The 14,871-nt window shown below is 71.6% G+C and carries 9 protein-coding genes; 2 read left to right on the top strand and 7 right to left on the bottom strand.

Annotated features, from left to right (window positions below; translation table 11 throughout):
- Nucleotides 1-110 precede the first annotated feature (110 nt).
- Nucleotides 111-902: a metal-dependent hydrolase gene (locus ACFT7S_RS11845; protein WP_382730005.1), complete on the top strand. Its 792-nt coding sequence runs from the start codon at nucleotides 111-113 to the stop codon at nucleotides 900-902.
- A gap of 54 nt (nucleotides 903-956) precedes the next feature.
- Nucleotides 957-2,492: an ATP-dependent DNA ligase gene (locus tag ACFT7S_RS11850; protein ID WP_382730007.1), complete on the top strand. Its 1,536-nt coding sequence runs from the start codon at nucleotides 957-959 to the stop codon at nucleotides 2,490-2,492.
- A gap of 25 nt (nucleotides 2,493-2,517) precedes the next feature.
- On the opposite strand, the gene ACFT7S_RS11855 is transcribed toward ACFT7S_RS11850, so the two are convergent.
- The 7 genes from ACFT7S_RS11855 to ACFT7S_RS11885 all read right to left on the bottom strand — a co-directional run bounded on the left by ACFT7S_RS11855 (nucleotide 2,518) and on the right by ACFT7S_RS11885 (nucleotide 14,855).
- Complete coding sequence (locus tag ACFT7S_RS11855) at nucleotides 2,518-3,879, bottom strand: NAD(P)/FAD-dependent oxidoreductase (RefSeq protein ID WP_382730009.1); 1,362 nt, start codon at nucleotides 3,877-3,879, stop codon at nucleotides 2,518-2,520.
- A gap of 157 nt (nucleotides 3,880-4,036) precedes the next feature.
- Entirely contained in the window at nucleotides 4,037-5,803 is a 1,767-nt protein-coding gene (locus ACFT7S_RS11860) for an ABC transporter ATP-binding protein (RefSeq protein ID WP_382730010.1), read from the bottom strand.
- Complete coding sequence (locus tag ACFT7S_RS11865; RefSeq protein WP_382730012.1) at nucleotides 5,800-7,560, bottom strand: ABC transporter transmembrane domain-containing protein; 1,761 nt, start codon at nucleotides 7,558-7,560, stop codon at nucleotides 5,800-5,802. Before ACFT7S_RS11865 ends, ACFT7S_RS11860 begins: the two co-directional genes overlap by 4 nt.
- Nucleotides 7,561-7,620: 60 nt before the next feature.
- The gene (locus tag ACFT7S_RS11870) at nucleotides 7,621-9,402 is read right to left on the bottom strand and encodes an ABC transporter ATP-binding protein (RefSeq protein WP_382730014.1); all 1,782 of its coding nucleotides are present in this window, start codon (nucleotides 9,400-9,402) and stop codon (nucleotides 7,621-7,623) included.
- Entirely contained in the window at nucleotides 9,399-11,264 is a 1,866-nt protein-coding gene (locus ACFT7S_RS11875) for an ABC transporter transmembrane domain-containing protein (protein WP_382730016.1), read from the bottom strand. The genes ACFT7S_RS11870 and ACFT7S_RS11875 overlap by 4 nt, the downstream gene beginning before the upstream one ends.
- Nucleotides 11,265-11,437: 173 nt before the next feature.
- Nucleotides 11,438-14,374, bottom strand: a complete 2,937-nt coding sequence (locus ACFT7S_RS11880; protein WP_382730018.1) for an FAD-binding and (Fe-S)-binding domain-containing protein — start codon at nucleotides 14,372-14,374, stop codon at nucleotides 11,438-11,440.
- Between the two features lie 37 nt (nucleotides 14,375-14,411).
- A complete protein-coding gene (locus ACFT7S_RS11885) occupies nucleotides 14,412-14,855 on the bottom strand; it encodes a MarR family winged helix-turn-helix transcriptional regulator (RefSeq protein WP_382730020.1) in 444 nt (147 codons plus the stop codon).
- Between the last annotated feature and the right edge of the window lie 16 nt (nucleotides 14,856-14,871).

Below are 14,871 nucleotides of genomic sequence, written 5' to 3' on the forward strand. Positions count from 1 at the left end.
ATGAGGGAACCGGCGGATCAGCCGAAGATCACGGACGATACGCTGCCCACTCAACTCGGCCGCGCCGCACGGGCCATGGCCACGCAAGATCTACGGGGGCGGGAACGACCATGATGGGACCGGCGCACTCTCTGTCAGGGGCAGCGGCCTGGCTGGGGGTGGGCGCGGCGGCGGCCGCCGCCGGCCATCCGATGCCCTGGCCCGTCCTGGTCGTGGGCGGTCTGATCTGCGCGGGTGCCGCGCTCGCCCCCGACCTCGACCACAAGTCGGCGACCATCTCGCGGGCCTTCGGGCCGGTCTCCAAGGGCCTCTGCGAGATCGTCGACAAGCTCTCGTACGCCGTCTACAAGTCGACCAGGGGACCCGGTGACCCGCGCAGGAGCGGCGGCCACCGGACCCTGACCCACACCTGGCTGTGGGCCGTGCTGATCGGTGCGGGCGCCTCCGTCGCGGCGGTCACCGGCGGCCGGTGGGCGGTCCTGGCGATCCTCTTCATCCATCTGGTGCTCGCCGTCGAAGGACTGCTGTGGCGAGCCGCCCGGATGTCCAGCGACGTCCTGGTCTGGCTCCTGGGGGCGACCAGCGCCTGGATTCTGGCGGGTGTCCTGGACAAGGCGGGCAACGGCTCCGACTGGCTGTTCACCGCACCCGGCCAGGAGTACCTGTGGCTCGGGCTGCCCATCGTGCTGGGGGCGCTCGTCCATGACATCGGCGATGCGCTGACCGTCTCCGGCTGCCCGATCCTGTGGCCGATCCCGCTGGGGCGCAGGCGCTGGTACCCGATCGGACCGCCGAAGGCGATGCGCTTCCGGGCCGGCAGCTGGGTGGAGCTGAAGGTGCTGATGCCCGTCTTCATGGTGCTCGGGGGAGTGGGCGGCGCCGCCGCCCTCAACGTCATCTGACGCTTCCTCCCGCGTGCGCGGGCGGTGGGCGGCGAGCCGTAGCACCATGACTGCATGCTGCTTGCCCGGCTCGCCCGTGTGTCCCTGGATGTCGCCGCGACGTCGGCACGGTCCCGGAAGGTCGCCCTGCTGGCCGACCTGTTCCGGGACACCGCACCGGACGACGTCCCGATCGTCATCCCGTATCTCTCCGGCCGCCTTCCGCAGGGGCGGCTCGGCATCGGCTGGAGCACACTGGGCGACCCGGTGCCGCCCGCCGCCGACCCCGCCCTCACCGTGGCGGAGGTGGACGCCGAGCTGACGGCCATCGGTGCTCTGTCGGGCGCCGGTTCCCAGACCGGCCGCCGCGCACGCCTCCAACGGCTCCTCGGCGGTGCCACCGCCGACGAGCAGCGCTTCCTGCGCGCCCTGCTCACCGGTGAGGTGCGCCAGGGCGCCCTGGACGCCGTCGCCGCCGACGCGCTCGCCCGGGCCGCCGGGGCGCCGCCCGAGGACGTACGGCGGGCCGTGATGCTCGCCGGGTCGCTGCAAGCGGTCGCCCGTGAACTGCTGGCGCGGGGGCCGGAGGCGCTCGGCGCGTTCCGGCTGACCGTGGGCCGCCCCGTCCTGCCGATGCTCGCGCACACCGCCCGCTCGGTCACCGAAGCGATCGACAAGCTCGACTCCTGCGTCGTCGAGGAGAAGCTGGACGGCATCCGCGTCCAGGTACACAGGGACGGTGACGAGGTCCGCCTCTATACCCGGACGCTCGACGACATCACCGAGCGCCTGCCGGAAATCGCCGCGGCTGTACGCGACTTCCCCGGTGAGCGGTTCATTCTCGACGGCGAGGTGATCGCGCTCGGCGCCGACGGCCGCCCCCGCCCGTTCCAGGAGACCGCCGCCCGGGTGGGCTCCCGGCGCGATGTGGCCGGTGCGGCGGCCACCGTCCCCGTCGTGCCCGTCTTCTTCGACGCGCTGTCGGTCGACGGCCGGGATCTCCTCGACCTGCCTTTCACCGAACGGCACACGGCGCTGGCCGGACTGGTTCCGGAGCGGATGCGCGTCCGCCGCGTCCTCGTCGCGGAGCCTGCCGAAGCGGGTCCGCGCGAGGCCGCCGTCGCGTTCCTGGCCACCACGCTGGCGCGGGGGCACGAGGGAGTGGTGATCAAAAGCCTCGACGCGCCCTACAGCGCCGGCCGGCGCGGTGCCTCCTGGCTGAAGGTGAAGCCGGTGCACACCCTGGACCTCGTGGTGCTCGCGGCGGAATGGGGGCATGGGCGGCGGACGGGGAAGCTCTCCAACCTGCATCTCGGGGCGCGGGGGGCCGACGGCTCGTACGTCATGCTCGGCAAGACCTTCAAAGGGCTCACCGACACCATCCTCACCTGGCAGACCGAACGGCTGGGCGAGCTGTCCACCGGCGACGACGGCCACGTGGTGACCGTGCGCCCCGAACTCGTCGTCGAGATCGCCTACGACGGCCTCCAGCGCTCCACCCGCTACCCGGCCGGGGTCACTCTGCGGTTCGCCCGGGTGCTGCGCTACCGCGAGGACAAGCGGCCGGAGGAGGCGGACACCGTCGAGACGGTCCTCTCCCGGCAGACCTGAACCGGCCGGGTCCACCCGGACCCGGTCAGTGGCGGATCACTGTCGCGGCGGTGTGCGCGCGGACCTGCTCCGGGGTGAGATAGGCGTCGGTGTGCTCGAAGTCCTTCAGCGTCGCCGGGCTGCGGAGCTGGAAACCGGTCCGTACGAAGTCGTCACCGGCGATCGCGTTCAGCATCCAGTTCGTCAGGACCCGGGTCTTGGCGACGTTCGTCCGCAGCGCCGACCAGTGATAGCCGCGGGCCACCGCCTGGGCGGGGAGGCCCTTCAGCTCGATGCCGAGCGGTTTGGAGACGGCGTCCCGGCCGCCGAGGTCGACGACCAGACCGAGGTCCTTGTGCTCGTACGGCATCATCGGCATGCCGCGCAACGTCGCGATGAGGTTGTCGGCCAGGGTGCGGCCCTGACGCATGGCGTGCTGGGCGGTGGGCGGGCAGACGGCCCCGTCGCCCTTCGCCAGGTCGGGCACCGCTGCGGCGTCACCGAGTGCAAAGACGCCGTCCGAGCCGCGCAGGGAGAGTTCGGGCGTCACCGCGAGGCGTCCGCGTACCGTCTCCGCACCCAGGGTGGCGATCAGCGGGCTGGCGGCGACGCCCGCCGTCCAGATCAGCGTGCGGCATGGCAGGACCCGGCCATCGGTGAACGTCACCCGTTCCGCGGTCGTCTCGGCGATTGACACACCGAGCGAGACCTCGATGCCGCGCCTGCGCAGGATCTCCATGGCGTCCAGGCCGAGCTTGTCCCCGAGTTCGGGCATGAGCTTGGGGGCGATGTCGATCAGATGCCACTTGATGAGCTTCGGGTCGAGCCTCGGGTATTGCCTGAGGGCGTTGCTGGTGAGCCGTTGCAGACAGGCCGCGGTCTCCGTGCCCGCGTACCCGCCGCCGACCACGACGAACTGGAGCCGGGAGGCCCGTTCCTCCTCGTCCTGGCTGGCGTCGGCCAGATCGAGCTGGGCGATCACGTGGTCGCGGAGGTAGGCGGCCTCGGCGAGGGTCTTCATCCCCCGGGCGTGGTCGACGAGTCCGGGGATGTCGAAGGTCCGGGTGACGCTGCCTGCGGCGAGCACGATGTAGTCGTACGGTTCGTTCACGATCTCGTCAGTGATCTTGCGGACGACGCAGACCTTCGCGTCGGTGTCCACTCCAATGGCCCCGCCCGGCACGATCCGGGTGCGGTGGCGCCGGCTGCGGCGCAGTGAGACGGCGACCGACTGGGGAGTCAGTACGCCGGCGGCGACCTGCGGCAGGAGCGGCAGATACAGCTGGTACGAGTACGGGGTGACGAGCGTGATCTCGGCTTCGCCGGGAACGAGCCTGCGTTCCAGCCGGCGTACGCACTCGACCCCGGCAAAGCCGGCGCCGACAACGAGAATCCTGGGTCGTGCCACGGTGTGCGTCCCTTCTCGGGCTTACGCGGTCCTGTCCTCGCCTGCCCCTGATTCCTGGTGGGTCACTCCTCATCCTTACCGGCCGCATCCGAGTCCGCCTCCTGACGGCACCCCGGCGCGACGCGGCTCAGGAGGAGGGACGCCCCTCGCCGTGCCCCTAGCCGTGCCCCTCGCCGTGCCACGAGTGCCAGAGTGCCGCGTAGGCGCCGTCGGCCGCGACGAGATCGTCGTGGGTGCCGAGTTCGGTCAGGCGGCCGTCTTCCATCACGGCCACCCGGTCGGCGTCGTGGGCCGTCTGCAACCGGTGGGCGATGGCGACGACGGTCCGGCCTTCGAGGACAGCGGCCAGTGCGCGCTCCGTGTGCCGGGCGGTGCTCGGGTCCAGGAGTGCGGTGGCCTCGTCGAGTATCAGCGTGTGCGGGTCGGCCAGCACCACGCGCGCCAGGGCGAGCTGCTGTGCCTGGGCCCCGTCCGGCCGATGCCCCCCGTGCCCCAGATCCGTGTCCAGGCCGTCCGGGAGTTCGTCGGCCCACTCGGCGCCGACAGCGAGGAGCGCCGCGCGCAGCTCGGCGTCGGTGGCGCGAGCGGAGGCGATCTGCAGGTTGTCCCGGACCGTGCCGAGGAACACGTGGTGTTCCTGGGTGACGAGGACGACGTGCCGGCGCAGTTGGCCGGGGTCCAGGCCGGCGACCGGGACCTGTCCCACCGTCACCGAGCCGGTGTGCGGTGTGTCCATGCCGGCCAGCAGTCTGCCCAGGGTGGTCTTGCCCGCGCCGGAGGGACCGACGATCACCAGGCGCTCGCCGGGCCGGACCGTCAGGTCGACACCGTGCAGGACGTCGCCCCCGTCGTCGTAGGCGTAACGGACACCGGCCACTTCGATCCGGTCGTCGGCCGGTGCGAGGGATGCGGCCGGCGGTGCTTGCGTGGCCAGGCCGAGGCCCTCGACCCTGGCGAAGGAGGCGCTGCTGCTCTGCACCTGCTCGAGCTGCTGAAGGATGGTGTCCAGGGGCTGGGAGAGCTGCCGCAGATACAGGGCCGAGGCGACCACCGCGCCGAGGCTCATCGCGCCGTGGTCGTGCAGCACGCCGCCGATCAGCAGGACACCGGTCACGGGAATGACGTACGAGATATCCACGGCCGGGAAGAGCACGCTGCGGAGGAACAGTGTGCGGGTCCGGGTGGTGCGGCACCTTTCGATGTCCTCCTGGCATGCCGCGATGCGGCGTTGTTGCAGGCCGAGGGCTTCGATGGTGCGGGCGCCGGCAGCGGTGGCCGCGAGCTGCTCCGCGAGAGCGGAGTTGGCGGCCCCCTCGGCAAGGTATGCGGTGAGTGCCCGGCGCAGATACCAGCGGGCGGCGAACCAGATGCCGAGCAGTCCCAGCACCCCGCACGCACCGAGCAGTGGGTCGAGCACGAAGACCGCGCCGAGGATGAACAGCGCCTGGACTCCGGCGATGAGGACCTCGGGTCCGGCATCGCGGAGAGTGGCGCCGACCGCGGCGACATCGGTGGTGCCGCGGGTCATCAGGTCGCCGGTCCCGGCCCGCTCGGCCACCGCGGCGGGCAGCGCGAGCGCCCGGTCGGCGAACTGCTCGCGGATACGCGCCAGGGCCCGCTCGCCGAAGCGGTGTCCGACGTAGCCGGCGTAACGGGCCAGGAGGAGCTGGGCCAGCGCGAAGACGAGCATGGTGAGAGCGAGACGGTCCACCGAGGCCACTGTGCCTCCGGACCCGACCTCGTCGATGATGCGGCCGAGCAGCCACGGGCCGGCGAGTCCGGCACAGGCGGCCAGCGCGTTGAGGCCGATCATGGCGGCGAAAGGGCGACCGTCCAGCCGGATCAGCCGGAGCGCCGCACGGCGTACCTCGGACGGTCCGGCTATGGGCAAGGAGCGGGCCGTCGGCCGGGAACGGTCAGTCATCGCACGGCCTCCCGGAGCGGCGGGACGGTACCTTCGTCCGCTCGGTCGTCGTCCTCGTCGTCCACGCCGCGTGACACCAGGAGCCGGTAGCCGGGCTGCCGGTCCAGGAGTTCGCGATGGCTGCCGGTGTCCGCGACGGAGCCGTCGACCAGGTAGTGCACGGTGTCCGCCTGATCCAGGAGGAGCGGTGACGTGCTGGTGACGACCGTGGTGCGGCCGGTCCGTGCGGCGCGCAGCCGGGTCGCGACGGCCGCCTCGGTGTGTGCGTCGACCGCCGAGGTGGGCTCGACCGCCAGGAGTACCTCGGGATCGGCCAGCAGGGCCCGGACCAGGCGGATGCGCTGGCGCTGACCTCCGGAGAGGTTGCGGCCCTGCGCGTCGATGCGCGAGTCGAGTCCGTCGGGCAGGCCGCGGACGATGTCCTGCGCCATGCCCGCGTGGACACCGCGGGCGACGGTGTCCGAATCCCGGTCCCGCGTGCCGCAGATCACCTCGCGCAGCGGGCCGGCGAACAGATCGGCCTCGTTGTCCGCGACGAGGATCCGCCGGCGAACCTGCGTCAGGTCGATCTCGTCCAGGCGTATCGCGCCCCAGGTCGCGGCCGACCCGGCGAAACGGCCGAGGCGGTCGACCACCGCCGCAGAATCGGACGGCCGGGCGCTGACCAACGCGGTCAGCCCTCCGGGCGCCACCTCGACGCCGGATGCCGGGTCACGAAGCGTGGACGGGGACTCCGGCCCGTCCGAAACCGCTTCCGTGCCGGCGGAATCGGGCTCCAGGGCAAGGAAACGTACAACCCTGCGGGCTGCGACGAGTCCGCGGCTGAGGCCGTAGCCGCCCTCGATGAAGAACGCGACCGGCACCACAAGCACCGCGGCGTACCCGTAGACCGCGACCAACTCGCCGACGGTGATCTCCCCTTGAGCGGCCATCCGGGCCGCCAGCCAGGTCACCGTCCCGAGGAACAGGGTGGGAAGCCCGACGCCAAGAGCCTGGATCCAGCTGGTCACCGTTCCGACGCGGTACCCCTCCGCCTGTACGGTCCGCGAGCCGCGCCGGTAGCGCTCGGCGTACACCTCCTTGCCGCCGATGCCATTGAGGACGCGCAGTCCCCCGACGATGTCCTCGAACCGGGCGGCGAGCTCGCCCTGATACTCCCGGTACGTCGTCTCGACGCCCTGAAGCCGCCCCAGTAACGGGCCGACCAGCACCGCGAGCAGTGGCACACCGAGCAGCACCACCGCGGCGAGCAGGGGCGAAACGGTCAGCAGCAGCACGGCGACGACGACATAGGCGAGGACCGCGCCGACACCGGGACCGGTGATGGTCAGCGTGCCGGCGATCACGCCGACGTCACCGAACCCGATCGTGACGACTTCCCCGGCCGTCGCCCGGCGCGGCAGCGCCCCGCCCAGCCTGGTCGCCTGCCTGACCACCACCTGCACCGAACGGAAGGCGGCATCCATCCGCACCCTGGTCATCGTGCGGTGCCGCATGATGCCCAGCCACGCGTTCAGCACGCCCACACCGAACAACGCCGCGACCCAGCCGGCCAGCGCGGGCCACTGCCCCGGTTCCAGTCCGTCGTCGATGGCGCGTGACAGCAGGTACGGCGGCAGCGTCAGACAGACCATCCAGGCGCTGCCGAGCAGCGCACCGGCGGCGACCCGGCGGCGTTGACTGGTGACCAGCCACCACAGATACCGCGCGGCGCTGCGACAGTCCGGAGTTCCCGAAGTCACGTTCGAATCTTTCACCTGTCAGACATTAGTGATCGCTCGATACGTTCACTTCGCCCGGGAGGCCGGCGGCCTCGATCAGCCGTGCCAGGACCGCCACAGCGCAGCGTACGCACCGTCCGCGGCCACCAGCTCGTCGTGGCTGCCCAGTTCGCTGATGCGGCCGCTCTCCACGACAGCGATCACATCCGCGTCGTGCGCGGTGTGCAGCCGGTGTGCGATGGCCACCACCGTACGGCCGTCCAGCACCCTGGCCAGCGAGCGCTCCAGATGCCTGGCCGCCCGCGGGTCCAGCAGCGACGTCGCCTCGTCCAGCACCAGCGTGTGCGGATCGGCGAGCACCAGCCGGGCCAGCGCGATCTGCTGCGCCTGCGCCGGAGTGAGTGCCAGCCCGCCCGAACCGACCTCGGTGTCCAGCCCCTTGTCCAGGGCCTTCGCCCAGCCGTCCGCGTCGACCGCGGCGAGCGACGCCCACAGCTCGGCGTCATCGGCGCCCGTGCGGGCCAGCAGCAGGTTGTCACGCAGTGAACCCACGAAGACGTGGTGTTCCTGGTTGACCAGCGCGACGTGCCGGCGTACCCGCTCCGCCGTCATGTGCGACAACTCCGCACCGCCCAGCGTCACTTCGCCCGTGCGCGGTGCGTAGATCCCGGCCAGCAGCCGGCCCAGCGTGGACTTGCCCGCCCCCGACGGGCCGACCAGCGCCAGCCGTGTCCCTGGAGCCACGTCCAGGGTCACCTTGTGCAGGACGTCGACCCCGGCCCGGTAGCCGAAGTGCACGTCGTCCGCCCGGACCGCGCGGCCGTCCGGGCCGACCTTGTCGTCGCCCGCGTCCGGCTCGATGTCGCGTACGCCGACCAGCCGGGCCAGCGAGACCTGGGCGACCTGCAACTCGTCGTACCACCGCAGGATCAGACCGATCGGGTCGACCATCATCTGCGCCAGCAGCGCACCCGTCGTCAGCTGACCGACGGTGAGCCAGCCCTCCAGTACGAACCAGCCACCGAGCATCAGCACCGCGCCGAGGATCGTCACATACGTGGCGTTGATGACGGGGAAGAGCACCGAGCGCAGGAACAGTGTGTACCGCTCCCAGGCGGTCCACTCCTTGATCCGCCGGTCCGACAGCGCGACCCGGCGGGCCCCCAGACGGTGCGCCTCCACGGTCCGGCCCGCGTCGACGGTCTCGGCGAGCATCGCCGCGACGGACGCGTACCCGGCGGCCTCCGAGCGGTACGCCGAAGGCGCCCGCTTGAAGTACCAGCGGCAGCCGACGATCAGGACCGGCAGGGCGATCAGTACGGCCAGTGCCAGCGGCGGGGCCGTCACCGTGAGCGCGCCGAGCAGCAGACCCGCCCACACCACACCGATCGCCAGCTGCGGCACGGCCTCACGCATCGCGTTCGCCAGCCGGTCGATGTCCGTGGTGATCCTTGACAGCAGATCGCCCGTCCCGGCCCGCTCCAGGACACCCGGAGGCAGCCCGACCGACCGTACGAGGAAGTCCTCGCGCAGATCGGCGAGCATCTCCTCGCCGAGCATCGCCCCACGCAGCCGCATGGTCCGCGTGAACACGGTCTGCACGACGAGCGCGAGGGCGAACACCGCGGCGGTGCGCTCCAGATGGAGGTCCGTGACCCCGTTCGACAGGTCCTCGACCAGTCCGCCCAGCAGATACGGCCCGGTGATCGAGGCGATCACCGCGACCGCGTTCACCGCGATGAGCACGGCGAACGGCTTGCGGTGACGCCGCAGCAGGTCGCGCACATAACCGCGCACGGTCGTCGGTGTGCCGACCGGCAGGGTCGTCGCCGACTCCGGGGCGGCCGGGTCGTACGTCGGTGGTGCGACGCCGATCATGCCCTCTCCTCGATTTCCTCGATCGCTTCGATCGCGTCGGCCTGTTCGGTCTCCGTGATCTCGTCCTGTACGGCCAGGGCCGCGATTTCGTCCTCGGTCTCGCGTGTGACGACCGCCCGGTACCGGGGCTCACCGCGCAGCAGCTCGCGGTGCGAGCCGACGGCCACGACGGAGCCTTCATGGACCAGGACCACCCGGTCGGCGAGGTCGAGCAGCAGCGGCGACGAGGCGAACGCCACGGTCGTACGGCCCTGGCGCAGCCGCTTGATACCGGCGGCCACCCGGGCCTCCGTGTGCGAGTCGACGGCGGACGTCGGCTCGTCGAGCACCAGCGCCTCCGGGTCCGTGACCAGGGAGCGGGCCAGGGCGAGCCGCTGCCGCTGGCCACCGGAGAGCGAACGGCCGCGCTCCGTGATCCGGGTCCCCATCGGATCGCCTTCCGTGTCGGGCGAAGCCTGCGCCAGTGCGTCCAGCACATCACCGCACTGGGCCGCCGACAGGGCGTCCTCGGCGGTCACGAGACCGGAGGACGGCACATCGAGCAGTTCACGCAGCGTGCCCGAGAGAAGCACCGGGTCCTTGTCCTGCACCAGCACCGCCGCCCGTGCGAAGTCGAGCGGCAGTTCGTCCAGCGCCACGCCGCCGAGCAGCACGGACGGCGCTGTCGGCTTCGGCGCTGTGTCGTCGTGGCCGTCCGCGTCGTCCTCGGCCTGGACGTGCCCGCCGAGCCGGTCGGCCAGCCGCCCCGCCTCGTCCGGATCGCCGCAGACCACGGCGGTGAACAGCCCCTCGGGAGCCATCAGGCCGGTGGCCGGGTCGTACAGGTCGCCGACCGGAGCCATGCCCTCGATCGTCGACGGCTGCGCGCTGCGGTGCAGGGACAGCACCCGGACCGCGCGCTTCGCGGACGGCCGGGAGAAGGAGTACGCCATGGCGATCTCCTCGACGTGCCGCAGGGGGAACAGCATCAGCGTCGCCGCGCTGTACACGGTGACCAGCTGGCCCACATCGATGCGGCCGTCCCGGGCCAGCGTGGCCCCGTACACGACCAGGGAGATCAGCAGAACGCCCGGCAGCAGCACCTGGATCGCCGAGATCAGCGCCCACATCCGCGCGCTGCGGACGGCGGCCTTGCGTACCTCCTGGGAGGCGCGCCGGTAGCGGCCGAGGAAGAGCTCCTCGCCGCCGATGCCGCGCAGCACCCGCAGACCGGCGACCGTGTCGGAGGCCAGCTCCGTCGCCTTGCCCGCCTTCTCACGCTGGATGTCGGCGCGCCGGGTGGCCCGGGGGAGCAGGGGCAGGACGGCCAGCGCCAGGACCGGCATCGCGATCGCCACCAGCACACCCAGCGTGGGGAGATAGAGGACGAGGCCGATACAGATCAGTACGAGCGCGGTGGCGGCGGCGGCGAAGCGGGAGAGCGCTTCGACGAACCAGCCGATCTTCTCGACGTCGCCGGTGGAGACGGCGACGACTTCACCGGCGGCGACCCGCCGGGTGAGCGCGGAGCCGAGCTCGGCGGTCTTGCGGGCCAGCAGCTGCTGTACGCGTGCCGCGGCGGTGATCCAGTTGGTGACGGCGGTCCGGTGGAGCATCGTGTCGCCCACCGCGATGAGGACCCCCAGGGCCACGATCAGTCCGCCGGCCAGGACGAGGCCGCGGCCCGAACGGTCGATGACGGCCTGGACGGCGAGACCGACGGTGAGCGGGAGCCCCGCGATGGCGCACTGGTGAAGCAGGCCCCAGGAAAGGGACTTGAGCTGTCCTGCGAGCTGACTGCGCCCGAGCCAGAACAGGAACCGTGGACCTGACCGGACATCCGGATCGCCAGGATCTGAATACGGAAGATCGCGAATCTGCATGACGTCCCAGGGCTCGGAAGGGCGGAGGTCCGTGGACCTCGAGGAATCATTGGACGGGTGGGGGGACCAAACCGTGCAAGGTTCGCGTCCTGCCCCGGTCCGAGGCAAACGGTTTTCCGCGTCCGGCCGCTCGGGGGCACATATTCGGCCGCCGCTCCGGCGGCGTTCCGTTCCTACGGGCGGGTGGCCCGCTCCAGCTCCATCAGCACCGACTGATACCGGTGGCCGGTCGCCCGGTCCATGCCGATCTCGCACATCCGGTTCGCCGACAGATAGACGTCGTACGCACGGGTGTTGACCTCCGCCGCCTCCTTTGCGGTGGCCGACGCGGTCAGTTCCTTGTGCAGCATGCCGCGGTCGCCTGCGAAGGCGCAGCACCCGGCGTCGTCGGGCACGACCACCTCGTCGGCGCACGCCTCGGCGACCCTGCGCAGATGCCCCACATCGCCCAGGTGCTCCATCGAGCAGGTCGGGTGCAGGACCGCCGAACCGGTCCTGCGGAGCACGGTCAGCTCCGGCAGCAGCTCGTCCGCCGCCCACACGAGCGAGTCGACGACGGTCAGCTCGCGGTGCAGGTCGCGGTTGTCCTCGGTGAGGTACGGCACCACCTCATGAGCGATGCCCAGCGTGCACGACGAGGCATCGACGATCAGGGGAAGCCTGCCGCCCGCGGTCCAGCCCCAGGCGGCCTCCACCATCCGGTTGGCCATCACCTTGTTGCCCTCGTCGTAGCCCTTGGAGTGCCAGATCGTCGCGCAGCAGGTGCCCGCGACATCGTCCGGAACCCACACCGGCTTTCCGGCGCGGGCGGAGACGGCGACGACGGCCTCGGGCAGGGACGGTCCCCGCCGCGGATCGGGACCGGCGAAGATGCGGTTCACACATGCCGGGTAGTAGACGGCGTGGGCGCCGACCCTGGAGGTGCGCGGCAGCTTCCTGGCGGCCGCGCCGGGAATCTCCGGCAGCCACTCGGGCACCAGATCGGGGCGTACGGCCCTGCGGACCAGCCCGGTGACGGACTCCAGCAGCCGGTCGCCCGCCCGGTCCCTGATCCTGTCGGCGGCGGCCACCGCCAGCCGGGCCGCGGCCTCCACCGCCTTGAAGTTCTTCGCGGTCAGCGCCGCGATCCGCTCCTCGCGCGGTGAGTGCCGCCGACGGCGGAAGCTCTTCATCATCGCCCCCGTGTCGATGCCGACCGGGCAGGCCAGCTTGCAGGTGGAGTCGCCCGCGCAGGTGTCCACCGCGTCGTACCCGTACGAATCGAGCAGACCGGCCTCCACCGGGGAGCCGTCGCTCTGCCGCATCATCTCCCGCCGCAGCACGATCCGTTGGCGGGGTGTGGTGGTCAAGTCCTCGCTGGGGCAGGTCGGTTCGCAGAAACCGCACTCGATGCACGGGTCGGCGACGGCTTCCACCTTCGGAATCGTCTTCAGCCCGCGCAGATGGGCCTTCGGGTCGCGGTCGAGGACGATGCGCGGCGCCAGTACCCCGTCGGGATCGATGACCTGCTTCGTACGCCACATCAGCTCCGTCGCCTTCGGTCCCCACTCCAGCTCCAGGAACGGCGCGATATTCCGGCCTGTGGCGTGCTCGGCCTTGAGCGAGCCGTCGAACCGGCCGACGACGAGCCGGCAGAAGTCGTCCATGAAGGCGGCGTACCGGTCGACGTCGGAGGGTCTCGCGGCGTCGAACGCGAGCAGAAAGTGCAGATTGCCGTGGGCCGCATGGCCTGCGACAGCCGCGTCGAAGCCGTGCTCTGCCTGAAGCTCCAGCAACGCCCGGCAGGCTTCGGCGAGGCGTGCGGGCGGTACGGCGAAGTCCTCCGTGATGAGTGTCGTACCGGCCGGGCGGGAACCGCCGACGGCGGTGACGAACGCCTTGCGCGCCTTCCAGTAGCCGGAGACGGTCGCGGCGTCCCGGGTGAACGCATTGGTGACCGACAGGGCCGGCGCGACCAGGTCAAGACCGGCGACGACCTCGTCCGCCGCCCTCTCGTAGGCCTCCAGTCCGGCCTCGTCGGGTGCGCGGAACTCCACCAGCAGCGCCGCCGTCTCCTTGGGCAGCGTCGCCCAGTCCGCCGGGACACCCTGGACACTGACCGAGGCGCGCAGGGTGTTGCCGTCCATGAGCTCCACCGCGATCGCCCCCGCCTCGTTGAAGCGGGGCACGGCCGCGGCGGCGGCCGACAGCGAGGGAAAGAACAGCAGCGCCGACGAGATCCTCCGGTCCAGCGGCAGGGTGTCGAAGACGACCTCGGAGATGAATCCGAAGGTGCCCTCGGAGCCGACCATCAGCCCGCGCATGATCTCCACGGGCGTCGAACCGTCGAGGAACGCGTCGAGGCGGTATCCGTTGGTGTTCTTGATCTCGTACTTGGCGCGGACCCTGGCGGTGAGCTCGGCGTCCGCCTCGAGCTCCGCCTTGAGCGCGAGCAGCCCTTCGCACAGGCGCGGTTCGGCATGGGCCAGCAGCTCGTCCGCCGCCGGGTCCGCCGTATCGACGACGGTGCCGCCGGGCAGGACGAAGGTGAGCGAGGCCAGGGTGCGGTACGAATTGCGGGTCGTCCCCGCCGTCATCCCGGACGCGTTGTTGGCGACGACACCGCCGACCGTGCAGGCGATGGCGCTGGCCGGGTCGGGACCGAGCAGCCGGCCGTGCCTGGCGAGGGTGGCGTTGGCCCGCATGACGGTGGTCCCGGGCCCGATCCGGGCCCGCGCCCCGTCGTCCAGGACCTCGATCCCCGTCCAGTGGCGGCGTACGTCGACGAGGATGTCCTCGCCCTGGGCCTGGCCGTTGAGACTGGTGCCCGCCGCCCGGAAGACCACCTCGCGGCCCTTGCCGTGGGCGTACGACAGGATGGCGGACACGTCGTCGATGTCCTCCGGGACGACCACCACTTCGGGGAGAAAGCGGTAGGGGCTGGCGTCGGAGGCGTACCGCACGAGGTCGGAGATCTTCCACAGCACCTTGTCGGCCCCGAGCAGGGCAACCAGCTCGGAGCGCAGCGGCTGCGGGGTGCCCTGTGCCATACGGTCGGGGACACGGTCGTGGGCCGGCATGCGCGCCGTACCAGGACGGAGGGCTTCCGGCTTCGGCTCCAGCAGCGGCATGGCAGGTCCCCTCGGAGGTGCGGCGCTCCGCGCCGTGTCAGCAGCGGCGCTCCGGCATACCGTCGACCAGAGCGGACAGCAGGCCGCCGAGCACCTCGCGCTGATCGGCGGTCAATGGAGCAAGGATCTCCTCTGCGGCGGCCCGGCGCGCGCTGCGCAGGGACCGGAGAGTGGCGAGGCCCTCGTCGGTGATCTCGACGCGCACCACCCGGCGGCTGGCCGGGTCGGGTGCGCGGCGCACCCGGCCGCTCGCCTCCAGGCCGTCGACCAGACTGGTCACGGCGCGCGGGACGACGTCCAGGCGCTGTGCCAGATCGGCCATCCGGGGCGGGCCGTCGTACTGGGCGACGGTGCGCAGCAGCCGGAACTGGGCGGGTGTGATGCCGATCGGCTCCAGCTGGCGGCTCTGGATGCGGTGGAGCCTGCGGGTGAGCCGCAGCAGTTGCTCGGCCAGCAGGCCGTCGGAATCGGGGGAGTCCATGAGGGAACAATATCAG

It is taken from the genome of Streptomyces sp. NPDC057136, assembly GCF_042670885.1.
In the GTDB taxonomy this organism is placed as follows: Bacteria; Actinomycetota; Actinomycetes; order Streptomycetales; family Streptomycetaceae; genus Streptomyces.

Bases quoted from the DNA above. Each gene is read 5' to 3' on its own strand.
- ACFT7S_RS11850 (WP_382730007.1), top strand. From the start codon at position 957: ATGCTGCTTGCCCGGCTCGCCCGTGTGTCCCTGGATGTCGCCGCGACG.
- ACFT7S_RS11870 (WP_382730014.1), bottom strand. From the start codon at position 9,402: ATGATCGGCGTCGCACCACCGACGTACGACCCGGCCGCCCCGGAGTCG.
- ACFT7S_RS11875 (WP_382730016.1), bottom strand. From the start codon at position 11,264: ATGCAGATTCGCGATCTTCCGTATTCAGATCCTGGCGATCCGGATGTC.
- ACFT7S_RS11860 (WP_382730010.1), bottom strand. From the start codon at position 5,803: ATGACTGACCGTTCCCGGCCGACGGCCCGCTCCTTGCCCATAGCCGGA.
- ACFT7S_RS11880 (WP_382730018.1), bottom strand. From the start codon at position 14,374: ATGCCGCTGCTGGAGCCGAAGCCGGAAGCCCTCCGTCCTGGTACGGCG.
- ACFT7S_RS11885 (WP_382730020.1), bottom strand. From the start codon at position 14,855: ATGGACTCCCCCGATTCCGACGGCCTGCTGGCCGAGCAACTGCTGCGG.
- ACFT7S_RS11845 (WP_382730005.1), top strand. From the start codon at position 111: ATGATGGGACCGGCGCACTCTCTGTCAGGGGCAGCGGCCTGGCTGGGG.